This window comes from Pantoea sp. X-Soil-ISGK-259, assembly GCF_059730705.1.
Genome location: NZ_AP035986.1, coordinates 2,325,976 through 2,347,817 on the forward strand (window position 1 = coordinate 2,325,976; position 21,842 = coordinate 2,347,817).

Sequence of the window (21,842 nt, forward strand, 5' to 3'; positions counted from 1 at the left end):
CGCCCGCACGCGGGCGAACGACGCTTAAAACCCTAAGCTGTCCAGCAGGTCATCAACCTGATCCTGGTTCGCCACCACGCCTGGAGCATCAGCGTGAATCTGCGGTCCGTTCAGCAGGCTGGTGCCTTCCTGACGCTTTTCAGCACTGACTTCTGGCATGTTTTCCAGCAGCACCATTAACAGCTGGCGCTCAATTTCCTGAATCACATCCATCATACGCTTGATCACCTGACCGGTAAGGTCCTGGAAATCCTGCGCCATCATGATTTCAAGCAACTGCTTGTTGGTAAAGGCGGTATGCTCTGGCACGGCGGTGAGGAATGCGCGCGTATCCGTCACCAACTCCCGCGCATCACCCAGTTCAATTGGGTTCTCAAACCACTCATCCCAACGTCCTTTCAGCTGGGTTGCCCCGGCTTCCATTTTATCCTGATGAGGTTGTGCTGCTTCAACACAGTTCAACGCACGGTCAGCGGCCTGCGCCGTCATCTGCACAACATAATCCAGACGATCGCGGGCATCAGGAATGGCTTCAGCCGCATCGGCAATGGCTTTATCCAGCCCCAGCTCGCGCAGACTGTCGCGCAGCATGCGCGTCAGAGAGCCAATACGTGAAATGATGTCGTGTGCCGCGGCATCCTCAGTTGGTTTCGGAAAGTCGCTCATCACATCCCCTTACATGCCCAGTTTTTCGAAAATTTTACCCAGCTTTTCTTCCAGGGTTGCCGCAGTGAAAGGTTTCACTACATATCCACTGGCACCCGCCTGGGCGGCGGCGATAATGTTCTCTTTCTTGGCTTCCGCAGTGACCATCAACACCGGCAGCGAACTCATTGCCGCGTCAGCACGAATGGTCTGCAGCAGCTGCAGGCCATCCATGTTTGGCATGTTCCAGTCGGAAATCACGAAGTCGAAACCACCCGCTTTCAGTTTGCCGAGGGCATCCACACCATCTTCCGCTTCTTCTACATTATTGAAGCCAAGCTCTTTCAGCAGGTTACGCACAATACGACGCATCGTATTGAAGTCGTCTACTACCAAAAAGCGCATGTTTTTATCTGCCATATCTACTCCTGAGTTGTCTCGCCCGGCGGGACGGGCCTGTTAAATACGCAATGCCTGTCCGGCGCTAATTTTCGCCAGCATGTGCTGGCTGATGTTGCTTAAATCTACGACTTCGCTCACGCCGCCCGTGGCAATAGCCTCACGCGGCATGCCAAATACCACACAGCTGGCTTCGTTCTGGGCGATGGTCCAGGCGCCTGCCCGGTGCATTTCCAGCATCCCGGCCGCACCATCGTTGCCCATTCCGGTGAGGATGACCCCCACCGCATTTCGTCCGGCGTTAATCGCCACCGATTTGAACAGCACATCCACAGAGGGTTTGTGCCGGTTTACCGGGGGCCCTTCATTCAGTTTCACCACATAGTTGGCACCACTTCGGCCCAGCTCCATGTGCATTGCGCCTGGAGCGATATAGGCGTGGCCTGGCAAAATACGTTCACCATCTTCGGCTTCTTTTACCGTGATCTGACACAGCTTGTTCAGCCGCTCGGCAAAGGAGCGGGTAAAGCCTGGCGGCATATGCTGGGTAATCAGCAGTGCCGGGCTGGTTGCCGGTAACGGCTGCAGCACATGGCGAATCGCCTCAGTTCCGCCGGTTGAGGAGCCAATCGCAATCAGCTTCTCACTACTCAGCAGCGGACCCGCTTTCAGTGTTGCCGGCACCGGCATCGCTGTGCGGTTGTGCAGGCGCGCACGGGAAGCCGCACGAATTTTGTCGCCAATCATCTGGCTGTACGCCAGCATCCCTTCGCGGATGCCGAGCTGCGGCTTGGTCACGAAATCCACCGCGCCCAGCTCCAGCGCCCTCAGCGTAATTTCGGAGCCTTTTCCGGTCAGCGATGAAACCATCACCACCGGCATTGGCCGTAACCGCATCAGTTTTTCCAGGAAATCGAGGCCATCCATGCGCGGCATTTCCACATCCAGTGTCAGCACCTGCGGATTGAACTGCTTGATCAAATCGCGGGCGACCAGCGGATCGGGCGCCGTAGCGACCATCTCCATATCCGGATGGCTGTTGATGATCTCTGTCATCAACTGCCGCATCAGCGCAGAGTCATCTACGCACATCACGGTGATTTTGCTCATCATCTTTCCTTCGTCAGTCCATAGACGGTTTGCCCACGCAGCCAGAACTCTTTACTGATCTGACTGAAGTTTTCTGAGTGTCCGGCGAACAGGATTCCGCCCGGTTTTAGCAGTGGGACAAACCGACGCAGAATCTTCTCCTGCGTCTCTTTATCGAAATAGATCATCACATTGCGACAGAAAATAGCGTCGAACTGACCCGGCAGCGCCCAGTCATTCGCCAGCAGGTTAAGCTGCGCGTAAGTGACCATATTGGTCAGCTCGGGACGCGCCCGCACCATACCGGCATGCGGACCGGTTCCGCGCAGGAAGAAACGCTGCATTTGCGCCGGTGACAGCGTGCGCAGCTCTTCCTGGCGGTAAACCCCTGCCACCGCCTTTTCCAGTACCTGAGTATCGATATCGCTGGCATGAACCTGGAACTTGCCAGGTCCTGTGCCCAGCGTTTCCGCCAGCGTCATGGCGATCGAATAAGGCTCTTCACCCGTTGACGCTGCGGTACTCCAAACGCTGAAGTTGCCCTGTCGCTTACGTGCATGCTCCGCCAGAATCGGGAAGTGATGCGCTTCGCGGAAGAACGCGGTCAGGTTGGTCGTCAGCGCATTGATAAAAGCCTGCCACTCGGCACTGTTTGGATCGGACTCCAGCAGCGCCAGGTAGCGACCAAAATCGTCGATATTCAGCGTACGCAGACGACGAACCAGACGGTTGTAAACCATCTCACGCTTGTGGTCGGCCAATACGATGCCGGCACGCTGATAGATCAGCTGGCTGATACGGCGAAAATGCGTATCGGAGAGCGGCAAACGCTGCACCATTTGCGACAGCAGCGTTGTCGTCTCATTTTGATCTAAAATCGTCGATTTTTTCATCTCTGCACCTGGCCCGAACTTTATACATTAACTGTCTGCTGCGATGCCCGGCGCTATAACAGCGACCGGACCACGGGCGTTTAAAAGGTTTCCCAGTTGTCGTCGCCGCGTGACGCAGACGAACGACCAACGGCTAACGGTGCATCTAACTGGAGAGTTTTCATCGCCGTTGTCTTGTTAACGGCCTGAGCGACAAATTCTTTACCAATATTGAACACTGAAACCGCTTGTTTTAAGTGACTTGCCTGATCTTCGAGCGCTGCAGCGGCGGCGGCTGACTCTTCAACCAGTGAGGCGTTCTGCTGTGTAACGCGATCCATCTCGGTCACCGCAAGGCCCACCTGGTCAATGCCACGGCTCTGCTCGTCTGACGCGGAGGCGATCTCACCCATGATGTCGGTGACGCGGGTAACCGCGCTGACGATGTTGCTCATGGTGTCACCGGCACTCTCTACCAGCACTGAGCCGGTATTAACGCGGCTAACGGAATCTTCAATCAGCCCTTTAATCTCTTTGGCGGCCTGGGCGCTGCGCTGTGCCAGGCTGCGGACTTCACCCGCCACTACCGCAAAACCACGACCCTGTTCTCCGGCACGCGCGGCTTCAACCGCGGCATTCAGCGCCAGGATGTTGGTCTGGAAAGCAATGCCATCAATCACGCTGGTGATATCGGCAATCTTCTTAGAGCTGCCCGCAATCTCTTTCATGGTGGTGACCACGCCATCCACCACTTTGCCGCCCTGCTGCGCGGTTTCTGAGGCAGTCAGCGCCAGCTTCGACGCCTGACGGGCGTTTTCAGCATTCTGTTTCACGGTTGCGGTGAGCTGCTCCATGCTGGCGGCAGTCTGCTCCAGCGAGGCGGCCTGCTGTTCCGTTCGCGAAGAGAGATCGTTATTGCCGATGGAAATTTCGCTGGCGCCGGTATAGATGGCGTCGGAGCCATCACGGACAGTGCGAACGGTACGCACCAGCTCCTGCTGCATGTGCTGCAGTGAAATCAGCAATTCGCCGATTTCATTTCGTACGTTAATCTCAACCGGCTGGGTCAGATCACCACGTGCAATGTGCTGGATGTGCTCAATGCTCTGACGCAATGGACGGATCAGCACTGAACGCATCACGTTCCACACCAGAACAATCATCAGCAATGTCACAGCCAGCGTGGCAATGACAATGGTGATAGAGCGGCTGTAAGCCTGCTGGTTTGTTTTTACACCCTCCTCTGCAAGCTCTTTGTTGTGCTCAAGCCAGGCGCTGTAATCTTTCTGGAACTTGTCCTGGAAACTTTGCGTAGGCTGATCGACAAAACCTTTGAAGTTACCGGTCGTGAAGAAGACCATCAGTTCTGCCAGGGCATCGTGATAGGCCTTATAGTTGGCCTGTAACGTCAGGACGTTTTCAGCTGTTTTGCCCTTTTCTGACAGGTTATCGTTGAAAATCTGATAGCTGGCTTCGGCCTGTTTCAGCTCCTCGCCCGCCAGGGCGACCAGCTCTTTCACGCTGGCTCCCGACCCCGACATCTGTGCATCCTGCAAAAAACGGATACCGGCGCGGTTAAGGGTGTTGCGCGCCTGAACAAGCGAAACCCATGAGGTGCCCATCGCCTGTTGCAACGTATTCAGACGCTGGTTATAAGCAAAATTCTCTTTATCTGAGCTAACAGTTTTGAAAAACATTCCACCGGAAAAAAGCTGCAGCAGCGCAAACAGCGCCAGCACACACAGCAGGCCGGAAACGACTCGTACACGACTAAACATACACACCTCATTGGTTGGCGATTCGTGTTTATTTATCGGCGGAGTCAGGGGGAACTTTATGCATGGCAGCAGCTTAAAGCCGCTGCCATGGTGAAAAGCAGAAAATCAGGCGCGGGAAATTTTGAATACGGAGACTGCCTGGGTCAGAACGCTGGCTTGCTGCTCCAGAGCGGCGGCGGCAGCGGCAGACTCTTCCACCAGAGAAGCATTCTGCTGCGTCACGCGATCCATTTCAGTGACGGCCACGCCGACCTGTTCAATACCGCGGCTCTGTTCATCAGACGCTGAGGCGATTTCGCCCATGATGTCGGTAACGCGGGTCACGGCACCCACAATCTCATTCATGGTACTGCCGGCGCTTTCAACCTGCAGTGACCCATCGTTAACGCGAGAGACCGAGTCTTCAATCAGGCCTTTGATCTCTTTTGCGGCCTGGGCGCTGCGCTGTGCCAGGCTGCGCACTTCACCCGCCACTACTGCAAAACCACGCCCCTGCTCACCGGCCCGCGCGGCTTCAACGGCGGCATTCAGCGCCAGGATATTAGTCTGGAAGGCGATACCGTCGATCACACTGATGATGTCAGCAATTTTCTTCGAGCTGTCCGCAATCTCTTTCATCGTGGTGACCACGCCATTAACCACTTTCCCGCCCTGCTGTGCGGTTTCGGAGGCGGTCAGCGCCAGTTGCGACGCCTGACGGGCGTTGTCCGCATTCTGCTTCACCGTGGCGGTCAACTGCTCCATGCTGGCGGCAGTCTGTTCCAGTGAGGCGGCCTGCTCTTCGGTGCGTGACGACAGGTCGTTGTTACCGGCGGCGATTTCGCTGGCACCGGTAAAGATGGCATCTGAGCCATCACGGACATTACCCACGGTCATCACCAGAGACTGTTGCATCTCATGGATGCCTGCGGCCAGCTGGCTCATCTCATTGCGTCCCTCAACCACAATAGTCTGTGTCAGATCACCGGAAGCGATAGCACGAATCTGTGCCAGCAGCTGTTGCAGGGGCTGAATCAGCACCTGACGCAGGCCAAACCAGCAGGTAATAATCACCGCCAGTACCGCAACGCCAATGGTGGCCAGCAGCCACATCATCTGGGTGTACGCGTTGTGGTTCTGTTCCATGCCCTTGTCAGAAAGTGCAGTCTGCAGCGCACGCCATTTATTGTAACTCTCCTGCATCGCCACCTGCTTCTGTTCGATGTTCTGTTTGAACATCCCTTCCAGGTCACGCGCCTGCAGACTTTTTACCATCGCTTTCAGGCCGTTTTCATAATTGCCGTAATCAGCTTCAAGCTTGTCCCCCAGCGTCTCGTCAAGACCAGCGGTGGTAGGCAGATGGTAATAGATTTTGAAGTGACGATCGGCCTCTGCTAACTGGTTATTGGCTTTGGTGATAAGTTCATCAAGCTGACCGCCGTTCATCTGCGAAGCCATGCTGGTCTGTAACCGAAGCATGCCGCGGTTCAGCGTGGTACGGCTGTTGTTTAAGGAAATATAAGCATCTGTCATCTCAGTAACATTACGATTAGAGACCTGAGACAGCGCGAAGGAAGCTTTGTCTTTATTCAGTGCTGACCAAAAAAGGCTGCCAGAGACTAACTGGAGCGCGCCAAAGATAACCAGTACTGCGATTAAACTGGTTACCACTTTTATTTTTTTTAACATCTTGTTCCCCTGCAGGTTGATTAAGGTGCAGCGGCTATATCGGCGACCCTTCAGGATTAATTAACGCTTTTTGGCGCTTTCAGGAGAGAAGTGGCTTTTGTAATTATTTTTATCAGCATGAGCTGCTGAGTTTGGCTTTAAGCAGAGGAATAACGGGGAGTGTTGCGCATCCCTCAGGATGCGCAACGGGACATCAGAAGGTTTCCCAGTGGGTATCACTGACGGGGGCCGTCAGGGCTTTGCGGGGGATCTGCGCAACCGTGGCTGGCGCGGCAATCGGCAGATGCTTTGTCAGTGTCTGCTGCACGGTGCCGCGTGTAATGTTGAACACAGACACGGCCTGGCTTAACCGGCTGGCCTGGTCTTCCAGCGAGGCGGCCGCCGCAGCGGATTCCTCCACCAGCGAGGCGTTCTGCTGGGTCACGCGATCCATCTCAGTAACCGCCTGACCGACCTGATCGATGCCGCGACTCTGCTCGTCCGACGCCGAGGCAATTTCACCCATGATGTCGGTGACGCGTGTGACGGCACTGACGATATCGCTCATGGTTTCGCCCGCGGTGCCAACCAGCTGCGAACCGACGTTGACCCGGCTCACGGAGTCATCGATCAATCCTTTGATCTCTTTGGCCGCCTGGGCGCTGCGCTGCGCCAGACTGCGCACTTCACCCGCCACCACAGCAAAACCGCGACCCTGTTCTCCGGCACGCGCCGCTTCAACGGCCGCATTAAGCGCCAGAATATTGGTCTGGAACGCAATCCCATCAATCACGCTGGTGATATCGGCAATTTTCTTCGAGCTGCCGGCGATTTCGCTCATGGTTTTCACCACGCCAGCCACAACGTTTCCGCCTTTCTCTGCGGTTTCGGAGGCGCTGAGTGCCAGCTGTGACGCCTGGCGGGCGTTTTCAGCATTCTGTTTTACCGTGGCGGTGAGCTGCTCCATGCTGGCTGCCGTCTGCTCAAGTGAGGCCGCCTGTTGTTCTGTGCGAGCGGAGAGATCATTATTCCCGGCAGAGATCTCGCTGGCACCGGTGAAAATCGCATCCGATCCTTCACGTACATTGGTTACGGTGCGCACCAGCGACTGCTGCATATCATGCAGGCTGGCCGCGAGCTGGGTCATTTCATTGCGCCCTTCCACCACGATCGGCTGGGTTAAATCGCCCCGGGCGATATGCTGAATGTGATGAATGCTGCTGTTCAGTGGCGTCATCACGATTTTGCGCAGGCCAAACCAGCACAACACGATCACCGCCACCACGGCAGCCATAATGGTGGCAAGGATCCACATCATATGGCTATAAGCACTGCTGTTCTCTGCCACGCCCAGTGTAGTCAGCCGACTCTGGTCGGCCCGCCACTCGCGGTACAACGTCAAAAAGGCACTCTGGCTCGGTGCAACCGGGGCTTTGCCCGCCGCGACCATATCATTGACCTGCAGCGCGCTCTGCAGGCTGTTAAGCGCGGTCGCATAGTCGCCGTATCGCTGATCAAGCTGGTCGTTAAGTTGCTGATCCTGTCCTGGCGTATCTGGCGTTTCTTTGAACGTCTTATAGAAGCCCTCTGCCTCCTGCTGGAAGCGCTGACTGTCTGTAAACAGCGTGGCAACATCTGCTGTTTTGCCTTCCAGTTTACTGGTGGCGAGACGGAGCTGAATGCGTGTCAGTAATACACGGCTCTGGTTAAGGCTCATATAGGCATCATTTAGCGCCTGCGTATTTTGCATCGCCAGCTGAGAAACAGCGAAACTTTGCTTATCGTGACTTAATGCGGAGTAAAAGACGGAACCGGAGAAGGCCTGTAACAGCCCAAACACCAGTAATACCAGCAACAGACTGGTGACAACACGGATTTTCGTTAACATGCGTAACCCTGAAAAAGGAGGTAATTAAAAAGTGACGCAGGGATTATCGGCAGGTGATAGCGGGAAATTAGGGGGAGTCGCTTTATTCTATGATTTCAAAAGGCTTGTTCGCGATGAAACTATCACGGGCCAGTGTTAACCAGCCCGTGATAACCCGATTACGCGCTACGCAGATTATCAACCAGCGCCATCTCGTCGCTGCTCAGCAGCTTTTCGATGTCGACCAGAATCAGCATGCGATCGCCCAGTGCACCCAGACCGGTCATGTACTCGGTCGACATGGTCACCGCAAACTCCGGTGAAGGTCGGATCTGATCCTGAGTCAGCGACAGCACGTCAGAAACGCCGTCAACCACAATACCAACCACACGATTTTCCAGATTCAGCACGATAACCACAGTGTTTTCATTGTACTCAACATCGGGCTGCGCAAACTTCACGCGCAGATCGATAATGGGCACGATGACACCGCGCAGGTTAGTCACTCCGCGGATAAAATCAGGGGTATTCGCAATACGTGTTACCTGATCGTAACCGCGAATTTCCTGAACTTTGAGGATATCGATGCCGTATTCTTCGTCGCCCAGCGTGAAGACCAGAAACTCCTGACCCACAGTTTCGCCAGCAATTTTTGTCACGGTTGCCATTCCATTCATGTTATTTACCCTTTCGTTATCAATCAGGCGGCAGCGCCAGCCACACGTTTTTCACGGTTAAGTGATTGCAGTGCTGAAACATCGACAATCAGCGCTACGCTACCATCGCCAAGAATGGTGGCAGCGGAGATGCCCGGCACTTTGCGATAGTTACTTTCCAGGTTCTTCACCACCACCTGATGTTGACCAATCAGCTGATCGACCAGCAGCGCATAGCGTTTGCCCGCGCTTTGCAGGATCACCACGATGCCCTGAGTGGCTTCGGTTTTAGCATCCTGCACATCAAAGACGTTCCACAACTCAACCAGTGGCAGATATTCACCACGGACTTCCAGTACGCACTCGCCACCGGCCATCGGTTTGAGATCTTCGGCACGCGGTTGCAGCGACTCCATCACCGCATTCAGCGGCAGAATGAAGACTTCATTGGCGACGCGAACGGACATGCCATCAAGGATGGCCAGCGTCAGCGGCAGCAGAATACGAATGGTCGTGCCTTTGCCCTGCTTCGAGGCGATTTCAACGTGACCGCCCATCTCCTGGATATTTCGTTTCACCACGTCCATACCGACGCCGCGTCCTGAAACATCCGTCACCTGCTCCGCTGTAGAGAAGCCTGGTGCGAAAATCAACATGCCGACCTCTTCGTCGCTCATGTTCTCATGGACTGGCAGGCCCGATGACAGTGCTTTTGCAAGAATACGTTCACGGTTCAGACCGGCACCATCATCAGAAACTTCGATGCAGATGTTGCCACCCTGATGTTCCGCTGAAAGCGTCAGGTTACCGGTTGCCACTTTACCGGCGACAAGGCGTTTCTCTGGCGTTTCGATACCGTGGTCAAGACTGTTACGCACCAGGTGTGTTAATGGATCAATGATGCGTTCAATCAGGCTCTTATCGAGTTCGGTTGAACTGCCCAGCAATGTCAGTTCGACCTCTTTGCCAAGTTTGCTTGCCAGGTCACGCACCAGACGCGGGAAGCGGCTGAAGACATATTCCATTGGCATCATACGAATCGACATCACCGATTCCTGCAGATCGCGGGCGTTACGCTCCAGCTGACCCATGCTGTTCAGCAGGTCGCCGTGCGCCACCGGATCGAGTTCGCCGGAACGCTGGGCGAGCATTGACTGGGTAATCACCAGTTCGCCCACCAGGTTGATCAGCTGATCGACTTTCTCCACGGCTACGCGGATGCTGGTGGATTCGCTTGATTTAGCCGGCGCTGCAGCGCGCTTAGTTTCACGCTTCGCCGCTGCCACAGGCAGTTCGGTGACGGTCGCGGTGTGAACCTCTTCCACCACAGGTGCGGCGGGAGCGGCGACGGCAACCGGCTCAGCAACAGCGTCATCAGCTGCCGGGAAGCGAATTTGCGCTTCGTCAATGACGAAACAGAGCACCGCCACGATGTCATCTTTACCGACGCCATCAATGCAGACGTCCAGCATGTTGCTGCCCTTCTGCACATTGGTCAGCGTGCCCAGATTACTCATCTCTTCCAGCATCAAATCGACCTCTTTCTCTTTGAGATCGATCAGCTGTACACGCAGGCCGCTGGTGCTGGCGGGCTCTGCGCTGGCAGTGGCAACACTGGCCGGTGCTTCAACCGGCAGACCTTTGGCCTCTAACGCCAGCTGGCGCAGCGCTTCACAGATATATTTGAAGCTCTCCGCGTTAGGCTCCTGCGCGGTTTTATAAGCATCGAGCTGTTCCTGCATAATATCTTTGGTTTCCAAAAACAGGTTGATGATGTCGGTGCTGAGCTGCATCTCGCCGCGACGAGCACCATCCAGAATGTTTTCCAGGATATGAGTCGTTTCCTGCAATACCGTAAAACCAAAGGTTCCGGCCCCACCCTTTATGGAGTGAGCGGCACGGAAGATGGCGTTAAGCTGTTCCGAATCTGGCTCCTGTGGGTCCAGACCCAACAGGTGTTGTTCCATATCCGCTAATAGCTCATCGGCTTCATCAAAAAACGTCTGGTAAAAATCGCTGATGTCCATACTCACGGGAATCACCTCGGCTGTGAGGGGGCTGCTGTATTCACCGCGCTGCCTGGTGTTGCAGGTGCGGTAATCTGTTCAATCGCCGCCGGATCGCTGATCTGGACGGCATCACTTTCTGCGTTCTCTTTTTCAATTGCCGCTTCGGTGTCGTGGTTCAACACCAGCAGGCTAATGCGGCGGTTTACTGCATCATTCCCGCCACGATTTTTCAGGCTCATGGTGTCGGCCATGCCTAACACCCGTAAAATCTTGCCACTGTCCAGGCCGCCAATAACCAGTTCACGGCGTGAGGCGTTCGCACGGTCAGCCGACAGTTCCCAGTTGCTGTAGCCTTTATCACCGCTGGCATACTGAAAATCGTCGGTATGTCCGGCCAGGCTGATGCGGTTCGGGATGTCATTAAGGATGGGCGCTATTGCACGCAGGATATCGCGCATATAAGGCTCCACCTCGGCCCGACCGGTTTTAAACATCGGGCGATTCTGACTATCAATAATCTGAATACGCAGCCCCTCTTCCACCATGTTGATGATCAGATGCGGGCGCAGCGTTTTAAGGCGCGGATCCGCTTCGATCAACTGGTCGAGCTTTTCACGCAAACGGTTAAGACGAATCTCATCCAGCTTGCGTTTCTGGGCATCCATATCGACAACTTTATTAACTTCACCAATCTTTTTCGTCGGATCGTCACCGCCGCCAGGGATTGGACTGGTACTGTCGCTGCTGCGTTGACCACCGGTAATCGCAACTTTAAGGGGTGTTTTAAAGTAGTCTGCAATCTGCACCAGCTCCTGCGGGTTGGCGATAGAGAGCAGCCACATCACCATAAAAAAGGCCATCATCGCCGTCATAAAGTCGGCGTAGGCAATCTTCCACGATCCGTGGCTGCCTTCATGGCCTTTATGTTTGCGCTTTTTGATCAGCACAATTGGGCGATTGCCGTGTTTCATGAAGCCTCGTCTGACGTCTGTTTAGCCGGGTTCTTGGCGTTACGCACGTGCTCTTCCAGTTCGCTGAACGATGGGCGCTCGGCGGAATAAAGCGTCTTGCGACCAAACTCCACCGCGATTTGCGGCGCGTAACCATTCAGGCTCGACAGCAATGTCACCTTGATGCACTGCATCATCTTGGTGGTTTCCGCACACTTCTGACGCAATACTGACGACAGCGGGGAGACAAACCCGTACGCCAGCAAAATGCCCAGGAACGTCCCCACCATCGCATGCGCGACCAGCGCACCCAGCTCAGCGGCCGGACGGTCAGCAGAAGCCAGTGCGTGAACCACGCCCATTACTGCTGCGACGATACCGAATGCAGGAAGACCATCACCGACTGCAGCAATACTTTGCGCTGGTACGTCACACTCATGTTCGTAGGTCTCTATCTCTTCATCCATCAACGCTTCGATTTCAAAGGCGTTCATGTTGCCGCTCACCATCAGACGTAAATAGTCAGTGATAAAATCGACTAACTGTTTATCGGCAAGAATACGGGGATAATTAGCAAAAATTTCACTCTGGCTCGGATCTTCAATATCCCGTTCCAGCGACAGCATCCCCTGCTGGCGCGACTTCGCCATCAGGCGATAAAGCAGCGCCATTAAATCCATGTAAACGGCTTTATTGTATTTAGAGCCGCGAAATAATTTAGGCAGCGCTTTCAGCGTTTTTTTAATCGACTTGCCATTGTTGCCGACTAAAAAAGCACCCGCACCGGCACCGCCGATCATTAATAATTCAGCAGGCTGATAAAGCGCGCCAAGATGGCCACCTACCAGCGCATATCCGCCCAACACGGAGCCTAAAACAATCAGGTAACCTATAATTATCAGCACAAAAAATCCTTACGTCCGTAACGTGTTGGTGGAAGTTAAGCCAGAGAGCTGCAGGTGCTATTCCTGAACCGCAAGCAAAAAAAAAGCAGCGGTATTAACCGCTGCTGGATGGCTTCCACAATGCGAACAAATTTAAACGGCGTGTTTAACCTGTTCATCCAGCAGTTGTGGAAATATATCGGCAGGTTCTGCAGAAAGTTTACGTCTTTTTACGGCACGTGATGGCGGCTGGCACAGGCTGCAGGTAAAGCTGCCAACCGGCTGATGCGCATGGTTAATAAAGCTGCCGCTGCAGCACTTACAATCCGCCAGTTCCAGCATACCGCTATCAACAAATCGGACCAGGGTCCAGGCTCGAGTCAGCGCCAACAGTGGGCCCTCGTCCGATTGAGGACACTGTTCAAGATACAGGCGGTAAGCTTTAATCACGGCATCTACGCCGCTGCACAGGCCAGTTTTCAGTAAAAACTTCCAGGCGTTACAGAACATCGAAGCATGGATGTTCTGCTCCCACGTCATAAACCAGTCCGTGGAGAACGGCAGCATGCCTTTCGGTGGCGGACTGCCACGTAATTCTTTATAGAGCTTGATCAGACGACCACGACTGAGCTGGGTTTCACTCTCTAACATCTGTAAGCGTGCACCCAGTGTGATCAACTCCATTGCGAGCTGAATATCACGTGCTTCCTGAACAATACTTTTCTCACTCATGACATTGCTCTCTTTTTAGCAGGCGCATCATCTTTAGACGCATTACGCAGTAAACGGCTGGATAATAGAATTCCTGTATGGATTTGCTGTAAATCATCCACGCGAGATTCCTGCGTCAGCCGACTAATGCTGCTGCTGTCGGTAAAACGAAATTGACAAACCAGTTGATTGGTTTCTGCCATTTTTACCATTTCAGGCAATGTTAATTCAGATAATGCGTTCGCCATTTTCTCGTCAATGCCGAGGCGAAACATCGCTGAGGCTTTATCCTGGTTAATTAAGCGCTGTGCCAGCAGTAAATAAGACAAGTTGAGATCGTAAATATGTTTCAGTACTTCAGAGGTGCCCATTATTTTTCCATCCTGAGAGATGCGACGTAACTGTATCGCAGAGAAAACTCTGCGGTTCGAGCTGCTGTTTGTTAAATCAAAAGATGGCAAAAAAAACTTCACATATAATTAATGTCACCGTTTTCGCCTTCTGTTTTTTGTGGGTTTCAGACCCACCGAAGGTCGAAAATCCATGCCATTCTATTTTCGAGTTCTGGACATCTTCCGTGACATCTTCTTACGTTTTTTAGGACTAATCCGAAAACAAGGCAAATCTATATCGTCTGATTTCGACATACAACGACAGTGACGCGTAATTTTAGATAAAGTGTGACGTAGATCACACTTTTAAGGCAAATTTCTTCAGCAACCCTTTACGATTTCTTACCGACCGGTCATTTTTTGCTCAAAAAAGAGCAATTTTAAGTCCAATTGGTCCTGAGAAAGGTTTAATAGGGGGTAAAATCATCGCTATTCGACGCTTTGAGCAGTCCGGAATGAATATTGGGTGTTAATCGTTTTAACACCCTATTTAGAACCAGCCAAACACGCGTTATCAGAAGATTGTGCTGGCAGGCGGTGCGCGTAATTGCTGTTAAATTAGTTACTTAACGGGAGTATCGCAGAAGGTAAGTAATGAAACCGTTAAGGTTTATACGGCAGTACGCGAATTTTCTGACAACGGGTGTTAACAGTTGCAGGGATGTGTCCGGGCTGAGATATCCGATGTAACAAGGGGTTACATAAGAATGTCGAATGAATTAACGAGGAGTTATAGGTTGGCACTAATACTATCGGCAGCCTGTCGGAAAACTTGAGTAAAGAAGGTAAATAAAGCGGCAGGGGCCGTGCTGACGGGGTTCGGGACATGGTGGGCGTTGCAGGGATCGCAGGGGTTGCAGGAATCGAGCTACTCTGCGCACTCACGGCAGGCACTAACGCCTGCTTACCACATACGGTCCTTAACAGATGCGGGGCGGCTTTTCTGTGAGCGGTACCAAAAAAAGCAGCGAAACCCTGACTCGGGTATCGCTGCTTTTATCATCTTAACCTGGACTCAGATCAAGCCAGTTTTGGGAAGGTTGCAACCTTGTTGGCCGTGTTGTGGTCAACGCTACGTGGGTCGATACGTTCCAGGTCTTTCAGGAAGCTTTCACGCCATGCGGTAATATCATTTTTACGCAATACCGCCATCATGTCGTTGTAGCGTGAAATCCTTTCGGTACGCGGCATGGTAATCGCCTTGTCCAGGGCGGCGGCCACTTCATCACGGTCATAAGGATTGACTATCAGCGCTGAGGTCAGCTCATTTGCTGCCCCGGCAAAGCGCGACAGCACCAGTACGCCTGGATCGTCCGGGTCCTGCGCAGCAACATACTCTTTGGCCACCAGGTTCATCCCATCACGCAGCGGCGTCACCAGACCGACATCGGTGAGGCGGAAGATCTTCATCAGCAGGCGACGGTCGAAATGCTGGTTAAGATAGTAGAGCGGGGTCCAGCCCAGCGTGCCGTACTTACCGTTGATGCGCCCTGCTTCGGTCTCCAGCTGATGACGGATATCCTGGTACGCCTGCACATCGCCACGCGAAGTTGGGGCGATCTGCGAATAGCGGATCTTGCCGCGATGCTCCGGGAAGTTTTCCAGCAGCGCTTCATAAGCCAGGAAACGCTCCGGAAGACCTTTAGAATAGTCGAGACGTTCGCAGGCAATGATGTTGCGCGCATCGCCAAGCTCTTTCTTCATGGCAGCCATTTTCGGCGGCAGCGGTCCTTCGGCCATCTCTTTAATGCTGTCTGGCTCAATCCCGATCGGATACACCTCCGTCATAAAGGTGTTGCCAAAGGCACGATGCTTTTTGTCGCCCTTATTCTGTAACTGCGTGAGCTGGCTGACGCTGTCAAGGAATGCCACCCGATCGGATTCGGTCTGGAAGCCCAGCAGATCATACTCACACAGCATTTCCAGCAGCTCTTTGTGTGGTGGCAGCGCGTTAAAGATTTCAGGCGTCGGGAACGGAATATGCAGGAAGAAACCGATGCGATTATTGATGCCTGCGCGACGCAGTGCGGCGGCAAACGGTAAAAAGTGATAATCGTGGATCCAGACAATATCATCAGGCTTGATCAGCGGTTTTAAACGCTGCGCCACCGAATCATTGACGTCGCAATACCCTTCCCACGCTTCACGCTGGAACTGCACCAGGTCGAGGCGATAATGGAAGGCAGGCCAGATCACTGTATTGGAGAACTGACAATAATAGAGATCGTAATCGTTTTGGCTCAGCGGGAACGAGGCATATTCGATACCTTCATGTTCCTGAACCTTGACGTCCTCTACCTCCTCGCCAGTGAACTCGCTGATTTCACCGTTCCAGCCAAACCACATTCCACCGGTGCTTTTCAGAGCATCGAGAATGCCTACGGCCAGGCCGCCAGCACTGGTTTTAGACCCATCTGGCATGGCGACACGGTTAGAAACAACCACTAAACGACTCATAACCTAAACTCCTTACCGACGTTGTCTTGCTCTAATAGTAATAATGTTTTTTCCAGCCAGCCGTAAACCGCATCGACATCACTTAGCCGATAATCGGCCTGGCTGAACCCTTCGCCGACTTTGACAGAAACGCCCTGTCGTTCGTTGACGGCCAGAAAGCCCTTCTCATCAGTGAGATCGTCGCCAATAAAGACCGGCGTACGTCCGGCAAAAGGGGACTGCTGCATAAAGTCGCCTATTGCGGCGCCTTTATCGATACCTGCTGGTTTGATTTCTACCACACATTTTCCCGGCTGAAGCGCCAGTCCCGGGAAACGCTTTACTGACTGTTCGGCCAGTCGCATGACATCCTGCTCATGCTGCATCGCCTGACGATAATGAAGCGCAAAGGCCATGCCTTTGATCTCCAGTTGAGTGCCTGGCCACGCGGCCATGGCCGCCTGCAGTTCGGTTCTGAGCGGTTGCTCAACCTCAGCGGGCAGGCTGATGCGATGCAGATTACCCTCGGCATCACGGCGTTCAGCACCATGCACACCCGCGGCCGGGCCGTGCAGAGGCGCGGCCAGCGCATCAAGTTGTTCTATGGGTCTGCCAGAAACCAGCGCAAGTGCACCCTGTGAGAGTGCAGACAGTCGCTGCAGTTGCGCAATGACCTGCTCAGGAATAAATACCGCTTCGGGACGGGACTGTATCGCTGCCAGCGTGCCGTCGACATCAAAAAAGAAGGCGTATTGCCCGCTGCTTAATGTCGGGTACCTGGCATGGGTATCTGCCGCTTGAGTCACGTTACTTCTCCTGAAAATCGAATTTTAATAAAACATTGAGTTAAAACAAGAATGTCCTGACGCAGTCAGGTCAGCAAGCGGGAAATTCTGATAAAACGGTGATTGAGGGATAAAACGCGGTGATTGAATAGGTCACACTCCTCAAACTTGCAAGCGCATTGCTGACAATACTGGCTAACTGAGAACATCTTCACATTAAGTGTAGTCATTAACAGGGGTTATGCCAGAAATATGCAGTTTTCATGCCAGCCGCTGCGGTTAAGACAGCATAACAGCGCACTGCACATCTGTTTTTTTTAGCTTTACGGGCCTTCGCCGATCCACTGTTCGCTGCGGCCGTTGTTGTATCGCTGCCTCACCAGTCAGCCACATTCAAACCTTAAGTTTCTTAAGGTATTCCTAATATTGAAAGTGCATTCTCGTGACACTTTTATTACTTTGGTTCCTGCTCACATGGCGTTAACCCTTAAAAGGCCGCTAATCAGCCGCCTTACGTTGTTGATTCTGGCTGCGGTTTACATCGCGATTTTCCTTAATATTGCCTATTACCGTCAGGTGCTGACGATAATGCCGCTGAACGACCTGCATACCACGCTGGTGTTTTTATCGATGCCGCTGGTCGCCTTTAGCGTCATTAATATCGTGATTACACTGGCCTCGTTTATCTGGCTGGATCGCCTGCTGGCCGTGCTGTTTATTCTGCTCTCCGCGTCGGCACAATATTTTATTCAGACCTATAACATCGTGGTCGATCGCTCGATGATCACCAACATGATGGACACCACGGCTTCGGAATCCTTTGCGCTGATCACGCCAAAGCTGCTCGTGACCCTGCTTAGCTCAGGGGTGCTGATGGCGTTGCTGGTGTTCTGGCCGCGAATCAAAAAGCAGCGGTGGCGCGGCGTGCTGGCGCGACTGCTCAGCGTGCTGCTCTCAGCCGCACTGATCGTGCTGGTCGCCCTGCTCTTCTATAAAGATTACGCCTCGCTATTTCGCAACAACCGCGAGCTGGTTAAAGCGCTTAGTCCTTCTAACAGCATTGCGGCGACGCTCTCCTGGTATAAACACGAGCAGCTGCAGAACGCGCCGCTGATTCGTATCGGTGAAGATGCCCACCTGCAACCCAGCCGCAGCAGCGGCAAGCCGAATCTGACGATTCTGGTGCTGGGTGAAACCTCACGCGCGCAAAACTTCTCGCTGGGCGGTTATGGCCGTCTTACCAATCCCTTACTGGCGAAAGATGATGTGATCTATTTCCCGCACACCACCTCGTGCGGCACCGCTACGGCGGTTTCTGTGCCGTGCATGTTCTCTAATATGCCGCGCGCACATTATGATGATGTGCTGGCCGCGCACCAGGAAGGATTGCTCGATGTCATTCAGCGTGCCGGGATCAGCGTGTTGTGGAATGAGAACGATGGCGGCTGTAAAGGTGCCTGCGATCGTGTTCCACATCAGGATATGACCAGCCTGAACCTGCCTGGTATGTGCATTGAGGGTGAGTGTTATGACGACGTGCTGTTCCACGGTCTGGATGAATACATCAGTCAGTTAAAAGGCAATGCGGTGATCGTGCTGCACACCATTGGCAGTCATGGTCCGACTTACAGCCATCGCTATCCGCCGCAGTTCCGTCAGTTTGAACCGACCTGTGATACCAATCAGATACAGGACTGTTCGCAGCAACAGCTGATCAATACTTATGACAATACGCTGGTCAATGTGGATCATATTGTCGATAAAGCCATTAACGTACTGCGTGCGCATCAGGATCGCTTCACCACCAGCCTGGTCTATCTGTCAGACCATGGCGAATCGCTGGGTGAAAACGGGGCTTACCTGCATGGCCTGCCCTATGCTATTGCACCGGATACCCAGAAACATGTGCCGCTTCTGATCTGGCTTTCCGATGATTATCAGAAACGCTATGCCGTTAATCGCAGTTGCCTGAATAAACTGGCGGCGACAGACGAATTTTCACAGGATAATCTGTTTTCAACCATGCTGGGATTAACCGGCACCGCGACTCACGAATATGTGCCTGCGGATGATATTTTGACGTCGTGTCGGAGCCAACCTTAATGAAGATACTGATTGTTGAAGATGATGCTCTGCTGTTGCAGGGTCTGATACTGGCGCTGGAAGGTGAAGGCTATGTCTGTGATGGCGTGACGCGCGTGCGGGACGCTGAAGCGCACTTCGCCAGCGGCCTCTATAGTCTGGTGGTGCTGGACCTTGGCCTGCCGGACGAAGATGGCCTGCATTTTCTGATACGACTGCGTCGCCAGAAGCAGATGACACCCGTGCTGATTCTGACCGCGCGCGACACCATCAACGAGCGGATTGCAGGACTCGACGCGGGTGCTGACGACTATCTGATTAAACCGTTTTCGCTGGATGAGCTGCTGGCGCGTATCCGCGCATTGATCCGCCGCCATGTTAATCAGGGCGACAGTCATGTCAGAGTGGGTGCGCTGGCACTGGATATGACCCATCGCCAGATTATGCTTAATGACGCGCTGCTGGATCTGACGCCTAAAGAGTTTGCGATTCTTTCACGGCTGATGCTCAAGGCTGGAAATCCGGTGCACCGTGAAATTCTCTACCAGGATATTTACAACTGGGAGACCGAGCCTTCTACTAATACGCTGGAAGTACATATCCATAATCTGCGTGACAAAATTGGTAAAAGCGCGATTCGCACCGTGCGTGGCTTCGGTTATGCGCTGGTAACGCAGGATGGCGTTCGTGAGGCAACATGATAAGAGGTTTCGATCACCGTAGTATGCGCTTTCGCCTCATTCTGGCTATCGGCCTGATTCTGCTGGTCTTTCAGATCATCAGCGTGATCTGGTTATGGCATGAGAGTAAAGAGCAGATTCAGTTTCTGGTGGAAGCGCAGTTGCAGAAACGTAACATGGACAGTCACGTTAAACGTGAAATTCATGAAGCAGTAGCCAGCCTGGCGGTGCCTAGTCTGGTCATGATTACTCTGACGCTGTTGCTTTGCTATCAGGCGGTAAAATGGATTACCCGGCCGCTTTATCAGTTACAGCGTGAACTGGAGAGTCGCAGCGAAGAAAATCTCGAGCCTGTCGCCTGTTACAGTCAGGTCCATGAGATCGATGCCGTGACCCAGGCGATCAATCAGCTGGTCGCGCGTCTGAACAGCAGCCTCGAGCGCGAGCGGCTGTTCACTGCTGATGTGGCGCATGAGTTGCGTACGCCGCTGGCGGGATTACGTCTGCATCTGGAATTAATTGAGCGTAATAGCGATGTCAAAGTTCAGCCGCTGGTGCAGCGCCTGGATCAAATGACACACAGCGTGTCGCAGTTGCTGAATCTGGCGCGTGCCGGGCAGTCGTTTACCTCTGGTACCTATCAGAACGTCGGGCTGATCGAAGATGTGATCCTGCCGATGGAGGCGGAGCTGAGTATCATGCTGGAGGCGCATCAGCAGACGCTGTTGCTTGATTTGCCGCAGGAGCAGTTTGTGCGCGGTGATGCCACGCTGCTGAAGATGTTGTTGCGTAATCTGGTAGAGAATGCTCATCGCTACAGCCCGGATAACAGCACGATCAGTGTGCAGCTGCTCTCTGCTCCCGACCTGATGTTGGTGGTGGAAGATGAGGGACCCGGTATCGATGAGAGTAAAAGTGGCGAGCTGAGTAAGGCATTTATCCGCATGGACAGTCGTTACGGCGGTATCGGACTTGGGCTGAGCATTGTCAGCCGTATCGTCCAGCTACACCGGTTTCAGTTTTTCCTGGGGAATCGTCGCGACCGAAGCGGGTGTCGGGCCGTCGTTAAATTTTAAGCAGTAAACCAGGCTGACAGGAAAAGAACAACGGTGGCTGCGGCAATCAGGAATGCAGCATATTCACTCATCGGACGTGAAGCAGTAACAGGAAGAGAGACAGGTACAGTTTTCATAATATTATCCTCACTTAGAGCGGGCAGTATCGCGACTGCATATTAAGGAAACCTTAAGGTCGCGATACTGCAGTAAAATGTCAGCGCTCTTCCCTCCGCTATCAACCTCGCATTTCTGACCATTGAGGCTCCTGCTCTCCGCGCCGGGTGCTCTACACTTAATGGCACCCTTACGCTAAAGGAGTTATGTCATGAGCCAACGCATGCACAAATATGCTTTCCCGGTCAGTAAAGCCCGTAAATACCTTGAACCCGGGCCGGTGCTGCTGCTCAGTTCACAGTACAAAGATCACCATGACATCATGACGCTCGGCTGGCACACGGTGATGGAGTTCTCGCCCTCCCTGGTCGGTTGCGTGATTGCTGGCATGAATTACAGCCATGAGCTGATTCGGAATAGCGGTCAATGCGTGCTGAATATCCCTTCGGCCTCACTGATTGATGAAGTTGTAGGGATTGGCAACAGTCACGGCGACCAGCTGGATAAGTTCGAGGCTTTTGGCCTCACGCCAGAACCGGCTCAGGTCGTGGGCGCGCCGATGATTGCCGAATGCTTTGCCAGCTTTGAGTGTCAGCTCTATGACGATTCAATGGTCGCTAACTACAACCTGTTTATTTTTGAGATTGTGAAAGCCCATGTCGCTGAGCAGCCGGAATATCCCACGACTCTGCACTATACCGGCGAAGGACGGTTCAGCGTGATGAGCGAGAAAATAGTGGACAGGAGCAGAGATTTTAAACCGGAGATGCTGATCTAGTTGAAAGCGG

19 protein-coding genes are annotated in these 21,842 nt (G+C 53.3%); 4 read left to right on the forward strand and 15 right to left on the reverse strand.

All coding sequences use genetic code 11. From position 1 onward, the window contains the following. Positions 1-24: 24 nt before the first annotated feature. The 15 genes from cheZ to otsB form a co-directional block, all read right to left on the reverse strand. Positions 25-666, reverse strand: a complete 642-nt coding sequence (cheZ, locus tag AC6I77_RS11090; protein ID WP_003849160.1) for a protein phosphatase CheZ — start codon at positions 664-666, stop codon at positions 25-27. Positions 667-675: 9 nt separating this feature from the next. Continuing rightward, positions 676-1,065 (reverse strand): chemotaxis response regulator CheY, encoded by a 390-nt coding sequence (gene cheY / locus AC6I77_RS11095; RefSeq protein ID WP_010258559.1) that lies wholly within the window; start codon positions 1,063-1,065, stop codon positions 676-678. Between the two features lie 39 nt (positions 1,066-1,104). Further along, on the reverse strand, positions 1,105-2,154 hold the full coding sequence (locus AC6I77_RS11100) for a protein-glutamate methylesterase/protein-glutamine glutaminase (protein ID WP_003849155.1): 1,050 nt from the start codon (positions 2,152-2,154) through the stop codon (positions 1,105-1,107). Continuing rightward, positions 2,154-3,026, reverse strand: a complete 873-nt coding sequence (gene cheR, locus AC6I77_RS11105) for a protein-glutamate O-methyltransferase CheR (RefSeq protein ID WP_003849153.1) — start codon at positions 3,024-3,026, stop codon at positions 2,154-2,156. Before cheR ends, AC6I77_RS11100 begins: the two co-directional genes overlap by 1 nt. An 80-nt stretch (positions 3,027-3,106) precedes the next feature. Continuing rightward, complete coding sequence (locus tag AC6I77_RS11110) at positions 3,107-4,783, reverse strand: methyl-accepting chemotaxis protein (RefSeq protein WP_110411335.1); 1,677 nt, start codon at positions 4,781-4,783, stop codon at positions 3,107-3,109. A gap of 105 nt (positions 4,784-4,888) precedes the next feature. Then, positions 4,889-6,451: a methyl-accepting chemotaxis protein gene (locus AC6I77_RS11115; RefSeq protein ID WP_039660023.1), complete on the reverse strand. Its 1,563-nt coding sequence runs from the start codon at positions 6,449-6,451 to the stop codon at positions 4,889-4,891. Between the two features lie 193 nt (positions 6,452-6,644). Next, positions 6,645-8,318, reverse strand: coding sequence for a methyl-accepting chemotaxis protein (locus tag AC6I77_RS11120; RefSeq protein ID WP_078804496.1), 1,674 nt, complete (start codon positions 8,316-8,318; stop codon positions 6,645-6,647). A 158-nt stretch (positions 8,319-8,476) separates the two neighbouring features. Next, positions 8,477-8,974 (reverse strand): chemotaxis protein CheW, encoded by a 498-nt coding sequence (gene cheW, locus AC6I77_RS11125; RefSeq protein ID WP_003849145.1) that lies wholly within the window; start codon positions 8,972-8,974, stop codon positions 8,477-8,479. 23 nt (positions 8,975-8,997) lie between these two features. Further along, entirely contained in the window at positions 8,998-10,980 is a 1,983-nt protein-coding gene (gene cheA, locus AC6I77_RS11130; RefSeq protein WP_003849143.1) for a chemotaxis protein CheA, read from the reverse strand. An 11-nt stretch (positions 10,981-10,991) separates the two neighbouring features. After that, positions 10,992-11,933 carry a flagellar motor protein MotB gene (motB, locus tag AC6I77_RS11135; protein ID WP_003849141.1) on the reverse strand — a complete coding sequence of 314 codons (942 nt, stop codon included), beginning with the start codon at positions 11,931-11,933 and terminating at the stop codon, positions 10,992-10,994. Beyond that, the gene (motA, locus tag AC6I77_RS11140; RefSeq protein WP_003849139.1) at positions 11,930-12,817 is read right to left on the reverse strand and encodes a flagellar motor stator protein MotA; all 888 of its coding nucleotides are present in this window, start codon (positions 12,815-12,817) and stop codon (positions 11,930-11,932) included. Before motA ends, motB begins: the two co-directional genes overlap by 4 nt. 132 nt (positions 12,818-12,949) lie before the next feature. Beyond that, positions 12,950-13,528 carry a flagellar transcriptional regulator FlhC gene (flhC, locus tag AC6I77_RS11145; protein WP_375150857.1) on the reverse strand — a complete coding sequence of 193 codons (579 nt, stop codon included), beginning with the start codon at positions 13,526-13,528 and terminating at the stop codon, positions 12,950-12,952. Beyond that, positions 13,525-13,878 (reverse strand): flagellar transcriptional regulator FlhD, encoded by a 354-nt coding sequence (gene flhD / locus AC6I77_RS11150; protein WP_003849135.1) that lies wholly within the window; start codon positions 13,876-13,878, stop codon positions 13,525-13,527. Before flhD ends, flhC begins: the two co-directional genes overlap by 4 nt. A gap of 1,041 nt (positions 13,879-14,919) precedes the next feature. Continuing rightward, on the reverse strand, positions 14,920-16,356 hold the full coding sequence (otsA, locus tag AC6I77_RS11155) for an alpha,alpha-trehalose-phosphate synthase (RefSeq protein WP_003849133.1): 1,437 nt from the start codon (positions 16,354-16,356) through the stop codon (positions 14,920-14,922). After that, positions 16,353-17,141 (reverse strand): trehalose-phosphatase, encoded by a 789-nt coding sequence (otsB, locus tag AC6I77_RS11160; RefSeq protein ID WP_003849131.1) that lies wholly within the window; start codon positions 17,139-17,141, stop codon positions 16,353-16,355. Before otsB ends, otsA begins: the two co-directional genes overlap by 4 nt. A gap of 453 nt (positions 17,142-17,594) precedes the next feature. Between otsB and eptA the strand changes: the two genes are divergently transcribed. The 4 genes from eptA to AC6I77_RS11180 all read left to right on the forward strand — a co-directional run bounded on the left by eptA (position 17,595) and on the right by AC6I77_RS11180 (position 21,832). After that, on the forward strand, positions 17,595-19,223 hold the full coding sequence (gene eptA, locus AC6I77_RS11165; protein ID WP_039660016.1) for a phosphoethanolamine transferase EptA: 1,629 nt from the start codon (positions 17,595-17,597) through the stop codon (positions 19,221-19,223). Next, on the forward strand, positions 19,223-19,903 hold the full coding sequence (gene pmrA / locus AC6I77_RS11170; RefSeq protein ID WP_110411332.1) for a two-component system response regulator PmrA: 681 nt from the start codon (positions 19,223-19,225) through the stop codon (positions 19,901-19,903). Before eptA ends, pmrA begins: the two co-directional genes overlap by 1 nt. Continuing rightward, positions 19,900-20,958: a two-component system sensor histidine kinase PmrB gene (gene pmrB / locus AC6I77_RS11175; RefSeq protein WP_008925381.1), complete on the forward strand. Its 1,059-nt coding sequence runs from the start codon at positions 19,900-19,902 to the stop codon at positions 20,956-20,958. Before pmrA ends, pmrB begins: the two co-directional genes overlap by 4 nt. A gap of 307 nt (positions 20,959-21,265) precedes the next feature. Continuing rightward, on the forward strand, positions 21,266-21,832 hold the full coding sequence (locus tag AC6I77_RS11180; protein WP_186336225.1) for a flavin reductase family protein: 567 nt from the start codon (positions 21,266-21,268) through the stop codon (positions 21,830-21,832). The last annotated feature ends 10 nt before the right edge of the window (positions 21,833-21,842 follow it).